Genomic DNA, 20,445 nt, shown 5'->3' with positions numbered 1-20,445 from the left:
AGATAACCTGTTCCAATCTTTTTATTTTTTCGGTATCAAGGCAAAAATAGGTAACTCAGGTGAATAAATGACTTCATGTTCGTGCCAAGTTGTGACCATTAGTGAATGATTGAACCGTTTTTTCAGCTCTTCGATGATTTGATCATGTGTCCAGTTTCTTGCAGGGAAATGTTGGATCTTCTCTGCATCGATCAAAAAGACAAAATCGGAATGAAAAGTCTGAATGACGTCTTCCGAGAGAGAATTCAAGCGTTCGATTGGATCCATAACATCACCTTTCGTCTTAGAATTGGGTAGTATCTGGGTCTTTTGCCTTGCCAACTACACCATCTAACTGATCAATTTGTTTCATTTCTTCTTCTGTCAATTCAAAATCAAACAGTTCAGTATTTTCTTTGATTCTGCTTGGTGTGACAGATTTAGGAAGAGGAAGGAATCCGTGTTGCAACGACCAACGTAAAGCGACTTGTGCGATCGTCTTGTCATGCGCTTCAGCGATTTGTTTCATTTCAGGGACATCGAAGATTTTACCAGTGCCTAATGGGCTATATGCTTCAAGGATCATCTCATGTTTTTTTGCATACTCAACTACATCTGGCTGCAATTCACCCGGTGCAAGGAAAACCTGATTGACCATTGGCATGATTTTTGCTGTTTTAGCAAGTGTATCTAGATGGTGGGGCAAGAAATTGCTCACACCGATTGCTTTGATTTTACCTGCTTCATACAGTTCTTCAAATGCACGCCATGTATCTGCGTTTGCTTGTTCCCAATTATCACGAAAAGCAACTGGATTTGGCCAGTGAATCAAGAACAGATCTACATAATCTGTTTGAAGTTTCTTTAATGATTCTTCAAAAGAAGACATCACAAGTTCATAACTGTGATTGGCATTCCATAATTTTGTTGTTAGGAAGATCTCTTTTCTAGGAATGCCACTTTCCTTAATCGCTTGGCCGACACTTTCTTCATTCTTGTATCCTTGGGCAGTATCGATATGGCGATAACCTGCAGCCAGTGCTTCTTTAACAGAGGAAACAGCGACATCCCCATCAGGTGTTTGCCATGTGCCGAATCCTACTACTGGAATTTCGTAACCATTTGATAGACGATACGTGCTTGTTAATGAATTCATACTTTCAGCTCCTTTTTTATTCGTTCATCTATAAGTTTAGCGCATTTTCCAAAAAAAAGAATCCATTTTGTTTCTACTATTGAAATTTTTGTTTAAAAGAAAATGATTTTGATTCTGGTATTTTTGATTTTTTTCCGTAAACTAAGACAGAAGGGAATGAGGAAATGGATATCTATTTAAAAAAAGCAATCCTGCATATTATTGACAGAGAGACGGGTTCGCCGGTCTTTTCGCAAAAAGAGCTGGATCTGACAAAAGAATATATTCGTGATTTTCTTCAAAAGAAAATCCAAAAAATCTCTTCTGCCCAAACGAAAACTGGACAATTGGCAGAAGAAAGCATGATCGTTGAATCACTTAAAATCGCTCAAGAAAATTTTGTGGAAGCAAGTGAAGCAATCGTTCAGCGATGGTTCGATATTTACCAAGAAAGTGAAGAGGCGCCAAGTGCAGATGTATTTGTCGTTTTGTATGAATTAGATACAGTGATGTACTTATCTTTATTGAAAGTCAATTATCGTGAGGCTTATACGCATTTTGTTGAAGCAGACGAAGTAGGAATTGACAACCGTTTGATTTTGAACCGAGCAATACTAGGCGCGAAAACACAAAAAGCAGATGAAGCCTTCGCGGTGAACTTGTCCGATTGGACCTATGAATTGATTGAAAAAAAATATGAGTTTTCCGGTAAAAAAGAGCTTTATTTTTCTGGAAGAGTGATCGAAAGTGTTCCTGCACCTTCTTTAGAAGAAAATGTAAAAGTGATCCAAAAAGTAGCCAAGCATCTTGGAAAAAAATTCGAGACAGAAGAATTTGATATCATGGCTGATTTAAAAGAAGCTGTCTATGACACGATAGAAGAAAAAGGACGGTTGGATCATGAGATGATCGCAGAAAAAGTCTTCAAGGAAAACATTACGGCAAAACTGGCTTTTAAAGAAGAAGTACAGGAACAAGGGTTTGTCCCAGAAGCACCTCCTGTAAAAGAAGTACAAGAAATTTCTGAGAAAAAATTTGGAAAACAAAAATTTAAATTATCAAACGGAATCGAACTGATTGTACCAGTCGATGTATATCGCAACCCAGATTTGATTGAATTTGTGAATAATCCAGATGGTACGATATCTGTGATGATCAAAAATGTGGATGAAGTATTAAATCGTTTATAAAAGTGACTGGAACATTAGATGTTCAACTACCGATGTTTAGTTGAATGAATGGTCCATGAGAAGGATCTGAAAGGACGAATATAACAAAAAAAGAGCGTGAGACAAAAGTAAAGAACACTTTTGTCTCACGCTCTAAAAACGTATAAACGCTTCTGCCCCAGCCTCTTTTCCTACGATTAGTCAAGTAAAAGGTGCAAGAAAAATAGCTCGTAAACGAAAGCGACAAAATCAAGGCACACCAAATAAAGCCCCGTTCGTAAAAAATTTTCGATCTGGGCAAAGAAGTGGTATACTGTAAGTGGTTTAGTTAATGGTCCACTGAGACCGCGTACGCATAGTCGTACTCTGTATGTGCCCTAACCATAGCGTGCATACATTTCAGAAGCTTGTTCATACAAGCAACTGTGGCAACCTTCTCTTTCTTAGGGATAGGTTGCTTTTTTAATTTGTAGTAATAATCGACAATATGATTAGGAGCTGCGCGTTGCTGGCGAATCATATTTCGAATGGTGAAGAAAATAATTTTCCGTGCTTTGGGATTACCACGCTTATTGATGCGGTCTTGGCCAGTATACTTACCTGATTGATACCGTCGGATGTCGATTCCGACAAAAGCATTCAATTGTTTATGGGTTTTAAATCGTGTGATATCTCCTAATTCACCGAGCAATAAAGCGGCTGTGAGTGCGCCAATCCCAGGGAACGTTTGGTACAACAAAAAGCAAGGAGAGCCTTCGGCTTTTTTGATCATTTGTGTCGCCAGTGCTTCTTTTTGTTCGAGTAAATCTTGGAGAAGTTCGGCGTAATAGATTGTTTTTTGACATTGGATACTGTCTTTTTCAACAGCTGGATAGGCACACTGTGCATAGTGGATGATTTGATCTGCCTTTTGCTCGGCACGATTCGCGGAGATTTTTTTCCGTGTTTCGTTGATCAGTTTATTTTTTATTTTTGTCCGAGTAGATGCCAATACAAAATCTGGATGGGGAAAAAGACGGATCAATGTCAATGCGTAAGGGGTCAGCCTGTTTGAAAAGAACTGTTCAAGCTCTGGAAAAGTCAACTGAAGACAGTTGTGTAAATCCATGCGCAGACGAGTGATTTTCTTCTCAATTTCTTGATAAAAACGGGCTAAATCGCGCATCTCTAAGTAAAAATTGCTTTGTACTTCTTTTGGCTGACGTTGACTTTTAAGATGAGTCTGTGCGAGCCGATGGGCATCCGATTTATCTGTTTTCCAACTGCGTAAGGTGCTTTCTTCCATCTGTTTTTTCGCTTCTAACGGGTTTAACAAACAGTAAGAAAAGTGATGATCTTGAAAGAACTTTTCGACTGGTCTGGAATAAATCCCCGTTGCTTCAAAAACAATCAATGGACGTTCAGGCAAGTGCTGGATCTCTTCGAGTAATGCATGAAATCCTCTTTGAGTGTGTTCAATCTCGTCTTCAAATAAGCAGGTGTCGTCTTTGTATAGGACACTGTAGCTGTGTCCCATTGAAACATCTAATGCAAGAATGTAAGGCATTTGTTTTCCTCCTTTTTAAGTTTTGAAAGAACTTTACTGCTTCATTTCGATTCCAATTTCCTATACACGGGCTCATGGCCCCAACATACGTAAACCTGATTCTAAAATGACAGTAAAGAAGTTCGGTTTTTGATAGGGACTCGTAGTCCTCAAGGCTTTGTTCGAACTTTCTTTCACTCTTCACTATAATCTAAAAATAGAAAATAGAGGAGAACATCATTCGTCAATGATGTTCCCCTCTAATCTTAGTATGTTTTATCTAATAAAATTTTAAGACCATCGATTATTGATCGATTTTTTCTGCCGCATTTTTAGGGACTTCAGAAGCTTTTATTTCTTCCCAGCTTAATACACCTTTACGAGGATTGACTTTGAGTTTAAGATACGCATTCATCTTTAATGGATGTTCTCTTTTTTCGCGAAGCGTCACTTGTTTTTTTTCTCCATCTTTATTATAAGCCGCTTGCTTGTAGATATAAGTCGTGAATTTCTCTCCGTTATCTGCTTGGATAGCTGATATTTCGCCATTCGTCGTGATTTTTGTATAATAGGCTTCACCGCCGTAAAAATAATGATAAGCTGCAAAACTTCCGCCGAGAAAGATGCATAAAACGACAAGTACGCCAATTAATTTTTTCATGTACTTCACCTCTCCTCTTATTATTAACGAAATAGAAGATTTCGTCTATTGAAAGTTGTTGGCGACAGCTGAATTTTAAACTTTTCCTCATTTTGTTCTTATTGCTTCAAAAGAAAGGTAAGGACTAGCTTGAAGCTTTTCTCAAAAAACACAATTTTTTATTTATAAAAGGTACTTTTTTCGTGTGTAAGATAGGCGAGTGCTCTTAGTTGACTTTGACCAATTTTGACGTATAATAAGCTTAGTTCGAATCTTACAAAAAGTAAGCCGGACGTATTCTTTTTGATTTATTCAAAAAAAGACTATAATAAAAAAGTGAGAGCTGAAATCCTTCAGTGATCTATATTATTTAGGAGGTTTGTAAATTATGGCAAAAGAACATTACGACAGAAGTAAACCACACGTTAACATTGGTACAATTGGACACGTTGACCATGGGAAAACTACTTTAACTGCTGCGATCACTACAGTATTAGGCAAAAAAGGCCTAGCAAATCCTCAAGACTATGCTAGTATTGATGCAGCTCCAGAAGAACGTGAACGTGGAATTACGATCAATACCGCACACGTAGAATATGAAACAGAAAAACGCCACTATGCGCATATCGATGCACCAGGACACGCGGACTATGTGAAAAACATGATTACAGGGGCAGCCCAAATGGATGGTGCCATCTTAGTCGTTTCTGCAACTGATGGTCCGATGCCTCAAACACGTGAACACATTTTGTTGTCACGTCAAGTTGGTGTAAAATACCTAATTGTTTTCTTAAACAAAGTAGATTTAGTCGATGATGAAGAATTGATTGATTTGGTAGAAATGGAAGTTCGCGAGTTATTGAGCGAATATGGTTTCCCAGGCGATGACACTCCTGTGATCAAAGGTTCCGCATTAAAAGCATTGCAAGGCGATCCCGATGCTGAAGCTGCTATTATGGAACTGATGGATACAGTGGATGAATATATCCCAACGCCAGAACGTGATACAGATAAACCATTACTATTACCAGTGGAAGATGTTTTCTCCATTACAGGACGAGGAACTGTTGCCTCAGGTCGTATTGACCGCGGTGCTGTTCGTGTCGGTGATGAAGTAGAGATCGTAGGGATCAAACCTGAAACACAAAAAGCAGTTGTCACAGGTGTAGAAATGTTCCGTAAAACGTTAGATTACGGGGAAGCTGGAGATAACGTCGGCGTACTGTTACGTGGTATCCAACGGGACGATATCGAACGTGGACAAGTACTTGCTAAACCAGGTTCCATTACTCCACATACAAAATTCAAAGCTGAAGTGTACGTGTTGACCAAAGAAGAAGGTGGACGTCATACACCATTCTTTAACAACTACCGCCCACAATTCTACTTCCGTACAACTGACGTTACTGGAACAATCACGTTACCAGAAGATACAGAAATGGTCATGCCTGGTGACAATGTGACGATTGATGTTGAGTTGATCCACCCAATCGCTGTTGAAAACGGAACGACCTTCTCGATTCGTGAAGGTGGCCGTACAGTAGGTTCAGGTATCGTTACAGAAATCGAAGCATAAGAAACGCGACTCGAATATTTTGGCAATGAAAAATGTTTAAAATGAAAAAGCGGTCAAAACAGAAATCCTGTTTTGACCGCTTTTTTTGTTCTACAATTGTACAATAAGAGAGGGTAGGAGCCGTACCTCACGCTTTGGTTCAGTCTCTTTTATTTATACTGTGAGTGTTTCCTTACAATACGCAGTTTTTAGTACTTTCTTCGTATCCATTTTTTCAAACCACTTATTCGACCTTGTGTCTGCTCAACTGGCGCATTATCAATAATCAGCAAGGCAATCATAACGTATGCAATCCAGCTATCTCGCGAATATAGGGTGTAGCGTGAAACCCAGTTCGTAGCGTACTTGCTTTTGTATTCTCTTAATCCATGGAAAGAATAAAAATGAGAGCCAAACTCGTAAACCAAGTAAGCAATTCTTTCCTGTAAAAAACTCTTTCTGGAAGTACCAACATTTGAAAGAGGGGCCATCCCTAAATTGAACCATTGGATATGTTCTTCTTTCATATAAGCAAACAAATGCAGGAACAAGAAATCCATACTGCCGGAAGGTGCTTTTTTGGGATCATATCGCATCAAATCGATCGTTCCTACTTTGTTGTTCGTGTAAGTAGGCATGATCGTCGCAAAAGCGACAATTTCTTCTTGAGTATTTTTGACTACAGCAATAGGCGCTCTTTGTAAATAATCTTCAGAGAAAAAGCCTAAAGAAAAACCTTTTTCTTTTCGTGAACCCAACCAATTATCAGAAATATTTTTGAAAATACTCATTTGCTCAGCAGAAAATGGCGGTTGTAAGACATCAAATGTAAATCCTTCTCGTTCAATTCGGTTCAAGACAGCCCGAGTGCCCTTCATTTTTTTCCCTGATGTTGTAAAACTATTCAGGTCTACATAAGCTTCCTCCCCCATTTTAATGAAGTCATAGCCGAATTCATGCAAAATCATAACGATCTCTTCGCTTGTTTCGTAGAAAACAGGTAAATAACATAATCGGTCTGTCTCTTCGATGAAAGCTTCAATTGCTTCTGGAAAATCTTCTTTCTTACCAGAAGGATCGCCCATTACGACGCATTTATTATTGAAGCAAGCGAATTGGAGAAGCACAGTTGGTTCACCGTCTTTTTCGTAGACAAACATCCGCTTGTCTTTTAAGAAGATCAATTGACTGTCGGAGTTTCCTCCATAAGTTGTGAGGATCTTCAGTGCCTTTTCTTCATTAAAGGCTTCGCCAATCTGTTTCTTTTCTCCTTGAAGAAAATGGACAAATAGAACGATCATGAAACTAACGGCGATAATGGCCAACAACCCTGAAAACCAAATCTTTTCAGAAGGGAATAAGAAAAAGGAAATAAAATGGTGACGCCGATGTGGAAAATCAGGCAGATTGTATACACCAATAACAATATAAAGCAATGTCAATGCACCGATAATGATTCCGTCGATCGTACGCCATTCCCACGAATAGATGAGTTGTTCCCGAAATAGTTCGTTTTTGGACGCAAGAATGATCAGAAACAGAATAGACAAGAAAATCACCGGTGTGAAGCTAAAATCGCTTAATAAAACATAAAATAAAGCGAGTGCGATCAAGAAAATTGTAGGCAGATAGGCTCGTTTTACGCGTGCAGCGATCCCTCTCCCCATAACAATCAAAAGAAATCCTAATAATATACTAGGAAACTGGATAATAAAGTGGAATTTCAATGGGTTCAAACTATGAAGCCAGCGAAACTCTGTAAAAGCTTGCGGAATAGTGGCAGAAAGTACCAACATGATTCCAGAAAAGTATAAAAGTACAACCACGATTTTATGCGCGATTTCTGTTGCTAACTGCTTAGGGATACCTGAATAACGCTGATCAAAAGTGGAACCGATATTTTTGAAGAAAAAGACGATTCCAATCAAAAACGGAATGATGTAGTAGAACAGACGATAAAGCAAGATCCACACAACGACTGTTTCTCTTGGCACACCAATAGCAGATAATCCGATAATCATCATCACATCGAAACTGCCGATCTCGCCAGGAATCATAGACACGATCCCTATCACTGAAGCAGCAATGAATAACGGAATCGTTTGCCACAGATCGATTCGGATTTCCATTAGGTAACCAACAGAAAGGAAACTGAACAGGACACCAGACCATTCCAATAATGAAACAAGCAAGAGCTGTCCTTGCGTTTTAAGTGAGGTACCACCAAGGAATCCTTTCTTTTTGAAAGTAGTGAATAAAAAGACAACAGGAAAATACAGACCACCGCCAATCAGCCATATCCAATATTGCTTCAAGAAAGGAGCGACTGGTGTGAAGACTACAAGTAAAAAAGAAAGCAGACTGTAAATAGAAAGTCCAGCCATCAAAAACAAGAAAACTTTCGATAATGCTTGGATCACGTTTCTGCTCTCTTTCTTTTGTCCATATAGTTCAGAGCGAAGCCCCACACTAACAAACCCGCCGAAACCGGCAATATTGTTGATTGTATTGATCAGCCAGCTTGTCTCAAACAAGTAACGAGGATTCTGCTTTTGTTCAAGCATCCGATTCAAAATAATATCATAACCAATCATAGGTAACACAGAGACAAGACCAATCAACAGCATAAGTCCGCTTTTCCAAATAGGTATAGTGGCAAACGTTTCTCCTAATTGCTGGATAGATAGAGTTTTACCGATGGACATCAATTCACCGACAATAATGACAATGACAGAAATCAAAAAGATTGTTTTGAAAAGTCCTAGATGGTTTTTCAGCCATTGTATGGTAGTTTTTAACAAATAAATCACCTTCTATTCCTAATAATTATGTTTCAGAAAGAAATTGAAGAACTTCTCGGTTGAAGCGTTCAGGATCTTTTCTAGCTAATTCATGTCCTTGTTCTTTTACAAGTACAAAAGAAGCTTTTGGTATAGTTTTAGCTATATACAGAGAATGTTTCAGCTTGATTACATCTTTTTTTCCTACAATAATTAATGTTGGGGAGTTGATTTTTTTTAAATCATTTTCTGTAAGGCCGATATCATGTAGCAATAGTTTAATAACTAACAGATTTTTGCGAAGGCTTGGGCGAAATAAAGAGAGCAACCATACCCATGCATAATGAAAATTGCTGATGACTCTGGCAGAAAAACGAACACCTTTAACTAGCGTGTTTCCAGAATTTAAAATCAGTCGATGAACTTTTTGAGGAAAGCTGCTAGCAAATACCAATGCCAAATTTGCGCCATCACTAAATCCAAGAAAATCTGCCTGATTGATTTTTTCTAGCAACATAATCGTATTCAGATCCTCAGCCATCAAATGAAAATTCAATATAGATGCTTCATTTGTTGAACGGCCATGTCCTCTGCTGTCTACTAGATAAACGGTATAGTAGCGTTCAAGTACGGGAACCTGTTCTGAAAAAAAGCGGCCGCTGCCATCATTGCCATGCAGTAAAAAGAGTGGGAAGCCTTGACCACTCTTTTCATAATAAATTTTGCTCCCGTCTGACATTTTTGCATATTTCTTTTCTTTTTTCACATAATCACCTACTGTGTAAAGTATAACGATTATAACAGTCATTGGGCAATTGTTTTTACTGAAAAACAACGATCATTTTCGTAAGATGATAAAAAACACAGGAAAATTCATTTTTTCTTAAGGTGTACACAGAATTTAAGGAAGAAATAGCCAAGAAGATAAAGAAATAGTAAGATAAAAAAGATGTCAAAATAACTAGGTGATGAAATGAAGCGAAAACGATTATCTATTATCCGTATTCTTTTTTACATGATCATTCTAACGGTCATTGGTGCGGTGTTGTTTTTAGGAGGAAGAACTTATCGCTCGGTAAAACGGGTGGAAAGCTATCAAATAGAAATAACGACAGCTGCAAAAAATTATCATATGGAAGCATACGAAAAATTGATCAAGGCAATAATCTTGACCGAATCAAAAGGAAAAGGCACAGATCTCATGCAGAGTTCAGAGAGTTTGCATGGAGAAGCCGATGTCATTGATAATCCAGCTGACAGTATTGATCAAGGGGTCAAATATTTGGCGGAGATGATAATGGAAGCAAAAAAACAAGGATGTGACCTGTGGACTGCTGTCCAAGCGTATAATTTTGGGAAAGATTATATTGCCTATGTAAAAAATCATGGCGGAGAAAACACAGTAGAACTAGCAGAAGCGTATTCTAAAGATGTGTTGAGCCCACTTTTAGGAAATGAAGAAGGAAAACAGTACCGCTATTGGCGGATCCAGTCCTTGCTTTACAACGGCGGCTATCTCTATCATAATGGAGGTAATATGTTTTATCCTGATATTGTCAAAATGAATGAAAAAATAATAGAGACTTACGAAAAAGTCTTTAAATAAACGAGTAGGAAATATCCAAACATAATAAAATGAGCTGAAAGAAGGAGTGCGCAAATAGTGGAAAAAAGGCAAAAAATGGAAAATCAAAAAGTGGGGTACACAACCAAAGATTGGATGTTGCGGTTTGTGAAGGGAATGTTTATCGGTTCAGGATTTATCTTGCCGGGGGTCAGCGGGGGTGCATTAGCAGCTGTTTTTGGCATGTATGAGCGACTGATTTCTTTTCTAGCCCATATCACAAAAAATTTCAAAGAAAATGTTTTGTTTTTCCTGCCTGTTGGTCTAGGCGGAGTGACAGGCATCTTTTTACTTTCTTTTTTAGTCAGTTTTTTATTAGGGGCGTATGAAACAACAATATTGTGGTTTTTTGTTGGGTGTATCGTCGGAACTGTTCCTGCGTTATGGAAAGAAGCAGGAAAAAAAGGACGAGATACTTCTGATGTAATCATCATGGTTGTTACTTTTGTTCTGGCTTATTTGTTTTTATTATACGGTGCTCGATTATTTGATGGACAAGTCGATCAGAATTTTGGGACTTGGCTGATCGCCGGCGGATTGATTGGTTTAGGTATGATTGTCCCAGGATTGAGTCCTTCTAATTTTTTGGTATATATGGGATTGTACAAAGCGATGGCTGACGGATTTAAAGAAGTTCGGTTTGAAGTCATCTTGCCGATTGGAATTGGTGGGGTTCTTTGTGTCCTTGGCCTGTCAAAAATCATGGATTATATTTTCTCAAAGGCATACAGTAAGCTATTCCATTTTATTTTAGGCGTCGTTTTTGCTTCAACGATTATGATCATCCCTACTGATTACGCGGGATTGGGAGTCGCTGGAGTGCTAGCTTGTCCTGTTCTTTTTGTAGCTGGTACAGCACTAGGATGGTGGATGAGCCGTTTGGAAGAACAATATAAGTAAAGATAGTTCGATAATAAAAAACAACACACGGGTGATTCATACAAAAAAGGTCAGCATCTTTTTCGTAAGAATCATTCGTGTGTTTTTCTATAAATTTTATAAAAACAAGTTGTTTTTAATCTTGGAACACGCTAGACTTAAACACGTGATTATTTTTGAAAGTTGGCGGAAAATGGAGAAAAAGAAAATGAATGGACTTACACAGCAAGAAGTAGTTCAGAAAATGGCTTCTGGCCAGCAAAATGACTACCAGGAAGATGCATCAAAAAGTACAAAGCAAATATTCAGCGATAATATATTGACGTTATTCAATTTTCTGAACTTCGGTATCGGAATTTGTCTGTTATTTGTAGGTGCTTATTCCAACATGGCGTATTTAGCAATTATTATCGTAAATATCGTTATTGGAATTTATCAAGAAATACATGCAAGAAATCTTGTACGAAAATTATCGATTGTTTCCCAATCAGAAGTACTAGTGATTCGGGACGGTAAAGAACAATCGATTTCTACTAAAGAGCTGGTATTAGGAGATTTGGTAAAGATCGGAGCTGGAGAACAGATACCAGCCGATTTGCAGGTCATATCAGGACGGGCAGAAGCAAATGAAGCTCTTTTGACAGGTGAATCTGACTTGATTGTCAAAGAAGCTGGAGCTGAATTGCTTTCTGGGAGCTTTTTGACAAGTGGTTCTGTCATGGCTGAAGTCATCCGAGTAGGGGCAGATAATTATGCTGTCCGCTTGACTAGCGAGGCAAAAACCCACAAAGCTATTCATTCTGAACTTGTAGATTCGATTCGTAAAGTATCCAAGTTCACTAGTTTCGTGATTATTCCTTTAGGGATCATACTATTTTTGGAGGCACTGTTCATTCGCGATGCTTCTATCAAGATTTCAGTTATTGCCTCTGCAGCAGCTTTGTTAGGGATGCTTCCAAAGGGATTAGTATTGTTGATAAGTATTGCGTTAACGACAGGTGTAACAAAACTGGCAAAAAAACGGATTCTTGTTCAAGACATGTATTCCATTGAAACACTTGCTCACGTCGATACATTATGTTTGGATAAAACAGGAACCATTACTGAAGGGAAAATGAGTATCCAGCGTGTAGAAGCATTACATCCGCTGTATGAAAAAGCTATTCCAGAAATTATGGGAACGTATCTTGCAGAAAGCAGTGATAACAACATCACCATGCGGGCGATGAGAGAGTATTTTGAGCTTTCTAATCGTTATGATGTAACAAACAAAGTCGCATTTTCTTCTGATCGCAAATGGGGTGCGATGGAGTTTCCAGAATTAGGAGTCGTATACGTAGGAGCACCTGAACGCTTGGTGGAAGAAGATCGACTGCCAGATAGTCTAAAAACAGCTCAAGCGAATGGCTATCGCGTCCTTATGTTGGGGATTGCTCCAAATCAGCAATTAAACGAAGAAACCCCCGCGTTTGTTGAGCCAGTTGCTCTGTTTGAAATCGATGATCCAATCCGAAAAAATGCGCCAGAAACACTAGCTTATCTTCATGAGGAAGGCGTTGACCTGAAAGTAATCTCTGGAGATAATCCATTTACTGTCTCCAATATTGCTAGACGTGCAGGATTACCGAATTATGATGCGTATATCGACCTTTCTCAGATTACTGAAGAATCGGACGTGCGAGAAGCCGCGCATCAATATACCGTTTTTGGTCGAGTGAGTCCTCAGCAAAAGAAGTTACTGGTAAATGAATTAAAAAATAGCGGCAGAACGGTTGCGATGACAGGTGACGGCGTGAATGATGTTTTGGCATTAAGAGAAGCAGATTGCAGTATCGCCATGGCAGAAGGTGACGGAGCGACACGTCAAATTGCTAATCTAGTATTGTTGGACTCTGATTTTACGACATTGCCAGAAGTCCTGTTTGAAGGACGTCGAGTAGTCAACAATGTGACGAAAGTCTCCGGTATCTTTTTCATCAAAACGATTTATTCTTTTATTTTATCGATTATCTGTGCCGTTACAGCTATTGGATTTCCATTTATCCCTATCCAGATTACGCTGATTGATTTGGCGATTGAAGGGTATCCTTCCTTCTTTTTATCATTTGAACAAGATAAACGCAAAATCACTTACCGTTACTTGCCTACTGCACTTATCAACGCTTTGCCGAATGCCTTGCTTGTAGTAGTGAATATCATAGCAGTGTATCTACTTGGAAAAACGTTCGCGTGGGGAAGTAGTGAAACCACTACGTTGATGTATTACTTGCTAATTGGAATCAGCTGCATGGCAGTTGTAAAAGCTTGTTATCCTTTCAACCCGTTGCGAATATTCTTAGCAGTAACAACAATCGTAGGGATATATGTAGCTGCGATGCTGTTCCACGGAATTTTGGAAGTAAACTTAGGTTTAGGAGAAACCATAGGATACTTCGTTATGTTCATGATCGTAAATATTGTCCTTCGATTATTGTACTGGAAGGCTGATATTCAAAATCAGCTACTGAAAAGAGTAGCAAATTGATGCTTAATTAAATAGAAATGTGTTATACTTGAAAAAGAATTGAAATATGATACAATCAAACATGTATAATTGTGTCCTTTAAAATCGCACTGATTTCAGTTAGTGCGATTTTTTACCGGTTATTCTCCTGAAATATCTTTTGTTAAAACGAAAAGATATCAATAAAGCAGGGGGTGGAAAAATGGCTCAACGGATTCCTCAAGAAGTTATCGAAACGGTACGCAGTCAAACGAATATCGTTGAGGTGATTGGACAATATGTCCAATTGAAAAAGTCTGGTAAAAACTACTTAGGGCTGTGTCCTTTTCATGAAGAACGCACACCATCCTTCTCTGTTGCAGAAGACAAGCAGATCTTTCATTGCTTTGGTTGCGGTAAGGGCGGAAACGTGTTTACTTTTCTTCAAGAACTAGAAGGACTGAGTTTTCCAGAAGCAGTGATAAAAGTAGCAGATTTCGAACAGATTCCGTTGGAAGATCAATGGCGTCAGCGAACGTTAGCTGTACAAAACCCTGAATCTGCTACAGGAAAATTGATTGCTGCTCATGAAAAAGCAGCGGAAATCTATCATCACATGCTGTTGCATACAAAAGCGGGACAGCCAGCCTTAGAATATTTGCAAAGTCGTGGGTTGTCTTTAGAATTGATTGAAGAATTCAATATCGGCTTTGCACCTAATGAACGCTCGTTTCTTCAGCAAGTCTTCAAGAATGAATCATTCTCAAATGAATTGTTAGAACGTTCTGGATTGTTTGTCGCACATGATGATGGCCGTATGTCGGACCGTTTTTACCAAAGGGTGATGTTTCCCCTTCGTAATCCTCAAGGCCAGACAATCGGGTTTTCAGGACGCTGGCTTGCACCTGAAAAAGGGCAGGAAAAAGATCAGCCCAAATATTTGAACAGTCCGGAAACAGAATTATTCAATAAAAGACAAGTGTTATTTAATCTTGATAAAGCAAGAAGCGATATCCGAAAAAATGGAGAAGTCTTGTTGTTCGAAGGTTTTATGGATGTGATTGCTGCATGGCAGGCTGGTATCAAAACTGGATTAGCTTCCATGGGAACAAGTCTGACAGCTCAACAGATCCAGCAAATGGAAAAACTGACGAAAGAACTGGTTTTTTGTTATGACGGAGATAACGCAGGTTTTGAAGCAACCAATCGAGGGATTGAATTGCTTCGGCAAAATAGTCGTTTAGGACTTTCGGTCGTAGTCGTTCCAGAAAAGCTTGATCCTGATGAATATCTCCGTAAGTATGGGGAAGCATCTTTTCAAGAATTAGTGGCTCATGGGCGTGAAACAGTTTTTACTTTTAAATCACGTTATTTGAAACAAGGGAAAAATTTAGAAAATGAAAAAGACAAAATCGAGTACCTTGAAGAATTATTAGTTGAACTTAGCCGAGTCGTTTCACCAATTGAACAAGATATGTATTTATCGCAGCTGTCCACAGAGTTTCGGGTCAGCAGAGAGACGATACAAAAACAATTGCGTGAGCTCCGAAGAACAAATCAGCAAAATCGTCAAGAACCTCAGGAAAACCAGCATACGCAGACCAAGAGACAAGAAACTGCACGGAAGAAGAGACCGTTGACGCAGGTAGAAAAGGCAGAGCAGATTCTGTTGTACCGCGCATTTAAAGAAGTTTCTGTCCGCAATATTTTAAAAGAACGAGAATTTCAGTTTATCCACGACGCATACGCAGAAGTTTATTTTTTATTCGATGCATATGTCTCACAACATTATGAATTCAACCTTGCAGAGTTTTTAGACTTTTTGCAAGATGAAAATTTAAGGCGGTTGGTGGTGGAGATCGAATATTTACCGGTGGCAGAAGAAAGTTCGCCACGGGAAATCCAAGACTTGCTAGATGTGATCAGCAAATCTGGCTTAGCTGATGAAATAACATTAAAAAAACAAATGCAGCAAGAAGCCAGACGTACTGGGAACAAACAGCTTGAGCTTGAATTGACGATCGAAATCATCAATTTAACGAAACAGTTAAAACAAGCCAAATAGCTACTCAAGGGGGGCCTTCTTTTATGGCAAATGGAACAGATAAAAAAAAGTATGAAGCAGCAGTAGCAGCTTTCATCAAAGAAAACAAACCCAAACGACAAGTTGTATATGATGATTTATCCAATCAGCTTGCTACACCATTCACTTTGAATGCAGATGAAATGGACAAATTGATCCAAAAGATTGAAGACGCAGGTATCAGTGTGGTGGATGAAAATGGTGATCCATCAATTCACAGCTTGAAAAGTGCTGAGAAAAAAGCTGAACAGGCAAAAACAGAAGATCTATCTGCGCCAACCGGTGTAAAAATCAATGACCCGGTTCGTATGTATCTGAAAGAAATTGGCCGTGTCTCCCTTTTAACTGCGGAAGAAGAAGTAGCGTTAGCATTGAAAATCGAAGAAGGTGACCAAGAAGCAAAACAGCGTTTAGCAGAAGCAAACCTTCGTTTAGTAGTAAGTATCGCTAAACGTTATGTAGGGCGAGGCATGCAGTTCCTTGACTTGATCCAAGAAGGAAATATGGGGCTGATGAAGGCAGTTGAAAAATTTGACTATCGCAAAGGGTTCAAGTTTTCTACTTATGCTACATGGTGGATTCGTCAAGCAATTACTCGTGCAATCGCCGACCAAGCACGTACGATCCGTATTCCAGTTCACATGGTAGAAACAATCAATAAATTGATTCGTATCCAGCGTCAATTGTTGCAAGACCTAGGAAGAGAACCTACGCCGGAAGAAATCGGTGCAGAAATGGACCTTCCGACAGAAAAAGTCCGCGAAATCTTGAAAATCGCGCAGGAACCTGTTTCTCTTGAAACGCCAATCGGTGAAGAAGATGATTCTCATTTAGGTGATTTCATCGAAGACCAAGAAGCAACAAGTCCAGCAGAACACGCAGCATATGAACTACTAAAAGAACAATTGGAAGATGTACTAGATACATTGACTGATCGGGAAGAGAATGTCCTTCGCTTACGTTTTGGCCTAGACGATGGACGTACGAGAACACTGGAAGAAGTAGGAAAAGTATTTGGTGTTACTCGGGAACGTATTCGTCAGATCGAGGCTAAAGCGTTGAGAAAATTACGCCATCCTTCTCGTTCAAAACAATTAAAAGACTTCTTAGAATAAGCATGAACTATTGATCAGAAGAGAAATCAGTAAAATGGTTTGGTTTATTTTAAAAGAAAAAAAGCTTGGGACTACGCGGTCTCAAGCTTTTTTTTCTATAGGGAAAAAATTTATTCATTATTTTTAAGTAAATCCTAAAAATAAGCTATTGGCGTGACGTATAGAATATGATAGATTAAATGGTAGCGTAAACCTAGTAAAGGAGCCGATCGCTAAGTGATGAAAAAATGTCCAAATTGCGGATCGAAAAAAATGGATGAGAACAATATCTGTCCAGACTGCGGTCATCAACTAACTGCAGAAGATCAGCAAACAAAAGAAACAATCGAAGAAATAAATGCAGATGAAACTATGCAGGATAAATCAACTGAAGACGCAGTCTTTCCTGATACAGAATTAAACGATCCAATCGAATGGTCGGAATTGAAAGATCTACCTCTCGAATCTGTGATGGAATTATTCGAAAAAACAGAACCAGAAGACGATGTATCATCTACTCACGATAAAGTAGCCAATAAAGAAAAAATGGAACAGAAGAAAGTGACTGTTCATGAGACTTTGGAAAAATCAGGAAAGAATCAAGAGGAAACCCTTGAATCAAAACAAAAAAGAAGAGTAGCTGAACTAAAAGAAATCGTCGAGAATGAGGAAGAAAATTCGATACTATCCGCCTATATCAAAGCACATCGTGAAGATACAAAGGAAGAGCACGCGGAAGAGCTGCTCAAAATGATCAGTGAAAAAATTGCACAGGAAAACAAAGTAGAACCAGAACATGACGCTGAAAAAGACGCTGAAAAAGACATTAGTAGAGTAAACGCTGCAGGTAAAGAATCAGTAAAAACGAATGATCTAAAAACGGATGTCCCGGAAAAAACTGAAACATTGTCTGAAAAACAATCAGAAGACGAGAAATCGAATGGGTTGCCGGAAGCAGAGAAAAAAGAAATGCTCGAAAAAGCAGACAAGAAATCAACAGAGTCAGATAGTATAAATAATGAATCCGATGCTGAAAGTCAATCTGCAAGTGAAGATAGCACTGTTCTTGAAGCTAAAATAGAAAAAGAAGAGAACCAGCCTGAGCTGATTGAAGCAGAAACAGAACCAACAACAATCGTGCCAAATACTGTAAAAACGCCTCAAGAATCAAACCTAGAAAAAAAAGATCTAGATAAGACACAAAAGAAAAAATCAAAAAAAGTGCCTTATCTCGCTTTAGCAGCAGTTCTTCTACTAGGTGGGGGAGGCTGGGCTTATTATGACCATCATCAAAAAGTAGAAGCCGAAGTAGCAGCAGAAGCAAAAAGACAGCGACAAATGGAAGACCTTCACGGGAAACTTGCTGCCTTTTATACAGATGATCACCATCAATTTATTCGTGCAGATATGATTCATCAAGATCTATCGAAATTAAAAAATGATTTATCAAGTCTTAAGAATGAAAAAGGATATTCAGAGTTAGAAACAACTTATCAAGATATCCAATCTAAGATCCAAGATATCCAGAAAGTGAATGAATGGTTCGTAGCTTCTGTGATCGTCGATGATCATCTAGCAGATGACATCAAGTTGAAAGCAGATAAAGAGATACAAACGATCGAAACGGATAACACAGATTTTGGAAAATTGATTCAACAAGCACAAACAGAAGCTAAAAATCAATATGCTGAATTGCAAACAGCTAAAGAAAAAACAGCTATAGTCTTTAAAGACGGAAAAGTAGTGGGTTCAGCGACACGCGACCAATACAAGACGGCAAAAGAAGCAGTAGAAAAGGTGAAAAATACAGATCTATCTGCTCAGTTGAATGAACAATTGAAACAAGTAGATAAGATGCTCACTGATAAAGAGAAAAAAGAAGAAGAGGAAAAGAAAAAAGCAGAAGAAGCGAAAAAAGCAGCTGAAGAACAAGCAAAACAAGCCGCTCAACAAGCTGCCGCTCAAGCCGCTCAACAAGCTGCGGTCGCACAAGCAGCACAGCAAGAAGCGGCATCCTCGACCCCGTCCTCTTCAAACTCAGCAAATCAGCCAATCAAATCTGCCAGAGCAAGTGATATTGCCGATGCATCTAATCCAGCATGGACGTGGGCACCAGGTGTCCAAAGCAAAGTGATTGCTACATGTATCCAACGTGGATATATCGTTGAAGGAGGATACAGATTAGAAAAAGCCAGAATCGAAAATGGGGAAGGCTATTACAATCTATATGCCACTTCAACAAAATCTGCATTGATGAAAGGCATTGGAGAAAGTGCGTTGCCATTTTATATCGTAACGATCAACTGTAAAACTGGGTGGTTCGGAGGAAATGGGAGCAATTAGTTTTAGCTAAACGAAAGAGGTTGTGAGCCTGCCGTTTCACTCTGAGTCACAAGGAACAATTTCAAAAAACAGCTTCTCATGTTTGATGAATAGTGTGACTTGAAACCGAAGAGTTGGCAGGTGAACATCGTTTATTCGAAAAAGGGGAGTATGACACAACTGTCGTCATACTCCTTTTTTCACCTTTCCAAAGCAAGGCTCAGCTATTCAAGTAGATAACATTATGTTATGATAGCAAAGAAATGTATTAAGAAAACCTTTCACTATAGAGGGAGAAAAAAATGAACGATTTATTAGCAACTATATTTACAGGTATTATTATTGATGAAAATGAAAAAAATTACTTTGTCCAAAAAAATGGGCAAACCTTTGGCTTAAGCAAATCAGAGGGCGAGCACAAAATCGGTGAGGCAGTGGAAGGATTCGGCTACCAAAATCAAAAACATGAAAACCGGATCACTACACAAATTCCAAAAAGTCGCATCGGTCACTATGCATTTGGAATCGTTACTGCTACAAGAAAGGATTTAGGGGCATTTGTCGATATCGGTCTTCCAGATAAAGACTTTGTCGTATCTCTTGATGAATTACCGACCATGACAGAGCTGTGGCCTAAAAAGGGAGATCGTTTGATGATTTCCCTTAGAGTTGACGCAAAGGACCGTGTTTGGGGGAGCTTAGCAGACGAAAAAATATTCAAATCTTTAAGCAAGTATGGAACAGAAGAAATGAAAAACAAAGATGTGATAGGAACAGCCTACCGTTTGAAATTAACAGGTACATATGTTTTGACTGAAGATTTCTATCTTGGGTTTATCCATCCTTCTGAACGATATAACGAACCTCGACTAGGCGAGCAGGTAAAAGGTCGTGTGATCGGTGTCCGACCAGATGGTGTACTGAATCTTTCATTGAAACCAAGAGCGTATGAAGCAATATCAGATGATGCACAAATGATTTTAACCATTTTAGAACGTTCTGCAGATCAGCAAATCAACTTTACAGATAAATCAGATCCAGAAGACATCATGAAAGCTTTCGGCATCAGCAAAGGTGCTTTTAAGCGAGCATTAGGCAATCTTTTGAAACAAGGACTGATTAAACAAGAAAATGGTGTGACAAAATTAGTCAAAAAATCTAATTGAGAATCCCTTGCA

15 protein-coding genes are annotated in these 20,445 nt (G+C 38.8%); 9 read left to right on the top strand and 6 right to left on the bottom strand.

Features of this window, described 5'->3' with window-relative positions; all coding sequences use genetic code 11:
• Positions 1–21: 21 nt before the first annotated feature.
• Together FTX43_RS12575 and FTX43_RS12570 are read right to left on the bottom strand one after the other, a co-directional pair.
• Positions 22–267 carry a hypothetical protein gene (locus FTX43_RS12575; RefSeq protein ID WP_002309626.1) on the bottom strand — a complete coding sequence of 82 codons (246 nt, stop codon included), beginning with the start codon at positions 265–267 and terminating at the stop codon, positions 22–24.
• Between the two features lie 16 nt (positions 268–283).
• Complete coding sequence (locus tag FTX43_RS12570; protein ID WP_002309625.1) at positions 284–1,135, bottom strand: aldo/keto reductase; 852 nt, start codon at positions 1,133–1,135, stop codon at positions 284–286.
• Positions 1,136–1,299: 164 nt separating this feature from the next.
• Between FTX43_RS12570 and FTX43_RS12565 the strand changes: the two genes are divergently transcribed.
• Complete coding sequence (locus FTX43_RS12565; RefSeq protein ID WP_002290131.1) at positions 1,300–2,304, top strand: nucleoid-associated protein; 1,005 nt, start codon at positions 1,300–1,302, stop codon at positions 2,302–2,304.
• A 307-nt stretch (positions 2,305–2,611) separates the two neighbouring features.
• Here the strand turns inward: FTX43_RS12565 and FTX43_RS12560 are convergent, their stop codons facing one another.
• Positions 2,612–3,829: an IS110 family transposase gene (locus FTX43_RS12560; protein WP_073490895.1), complete on the bottom strand. Its 1,218-nt coding sequence runs from the start codon at positions 3,827–3,829 to the stop codon at positions 2,612–2,614.
• A 283-nt stretch (positions 3,830–4,112) separates the two neighbouring features.
• A complete protein-coding gene (locus FTX43_RS12550) occupies positions 4,113–4,469 on the bottom strand; it encodes a YxeA family protein (RefSeq protein ID WP_147607095.1) in 357 nt (118 codons plus the stop codon).
• A 367-nt stretch (positions 4,470–4,836) separates the two neighbouring features.
• Here FTX43_RS12550 and tuf point away from each other — a divergent pair, with 367 nt between their 5' ends.
• Complete coding sequence (gene tuf / locus FTX43_RS12545) at positions 4,837–6,024, top strand: elongation factor Tu (protein ID WP_002344123.1); 1,188 nt, start codon at positions 4,837–4,839, stop codon at positions 6,022–6,024.
• Between the two features lie 188 nt (positions 6,025–6,212).
• Here tuf and mprF read toward each other — a convergent pair whose 3' ends face one another.
• Entirely contained in the window at positions 6,213–8,804 is a 2,592-nt protein-coding gene (gene mprF / locus FTX43_RS12540) for a bifunctional lysylphosphatidylglycerol flippase/synthetase MprF (RefSeq protein WP_002313892.1), read from the bottom strand.
• 25 nt (positions 8,805–8,829) lie between these two features.
• Positions 8,830–9,591: an alpha/beta fold hydrolase gene (locus FTX43_RS12535; RefSeq protein WP_002313891.1), complete on the bottom strand. Its 762-nt coding sequence runs from the start codon at positions 9,589–9,591 to the stop codon at positions 8,830–8,832.
• A gap of 165 nt (positions 9,592–9,756) precedes the next feature.
• Between FTX43_RS12535 and FTX43_RS12530 the strand changes: the two genes are divergently transcribed.
• From FTX43_RS12530 to FTX43_RS12500, 7 genes are all read left to right on the top strand, one after another.
• Positions 9,757–10,389 (top strand): lysozyme family protein, encoded by a 633-nt coding sequence (locus FTX43_RS12530; RefSeq protein WP_002320675.1) that lies wholly within the window; start codon positions 9,757–9,759, stop codon positions 10,387–10,389.
• A 57-nt stretch (positions 10,390–10,446) separates the two neighbouring features.
• Complete coding sequence (locus tag FTX43_RS12525; protein ID WP_002309619.1) at positions 10,447–11,307, top strand: DUF368 domain-containing protein; 861 nt, start codon at positions 10,447–10,449, stop codon at positions 11,305–11,307.
• Between the two features lie 187 nt (positions 11,308–11,494).
• Positions 11,495–13,810, top strand: coding sequence for a cation-translocating P-type ATPase (locus tag FTX43_RS12520; RefSeq protein ID WP_187160004.1), 2,316 nt, complete (start codon positions 11,495–11,497; stop codon positions 13,808–13,810).
• Between the two features lie 181 nt (positions 13,811–13,991).
• Positions 13,992–15,833 carry a DNA primase gene (dnaG, locus tag FTX43_RS12515; RefSeq protein ID WP_002320677.1) on the top strand — a complete coding sequence of 614 codons (1,842 nt, stop codon included), beginning with the start codon at positions 13,992–13,994 and terminating at the stop codon, positions 15,831–15,833.
• Positions 15,834–15,856: 23 nt separating this feature from the next.
• Positions 15,857–16,966: an RNA polymerase sigma factor RpoD gene (gene rpoD / locus FTX43_RS12510; RefSeq protein ID WP_002290142.1), complete on the top strand. Its 1,110-nt coding sequence runs from the start codon at positions 15,857–15,859 to the stop codon at positions 16,964–16,966.
• Positions 16,967–17,182: 216 nt separating this feature from the next.
• Entirely contained in the window at positions 17,183–19,288 is a 2,106-nt protein-coding gene (locus FTX43_RS12505; protein WP_147607094.1) for a cell division site-positioning protein MapZ family protein, read from the top strand.
• A 281-nt stretch (positions 19,289–19,569) separates the two neighbouring features.
• Complete coding sequence (locus FTX43_RS12500) at positions 19,570–20,433, top strand: virulence factor B family protein (RefSeq protein ID WP_002290150.1); 864 nt, start codon at positions 19,570–19,572, stop codon at positions 20,431–20,433.
• The last annotated feature ends 12 nt before the right edge of the window (positions 20,434–20,445 follow it).

This window comes from Enterococcus sp. DA9 (assembly GCF_008000875.1).
GTDB classification, from domain to species: Bacteria; Bacillota; Bacilli; order Lactobacillales; family Enterococcaceae; genus Enterococcus_B; species Enterococcus_B lactis.
Note: the sequence above shows the minus strand (reverse complement) of the source record. Positions and strands in the feature narration are given on the sequence as shown.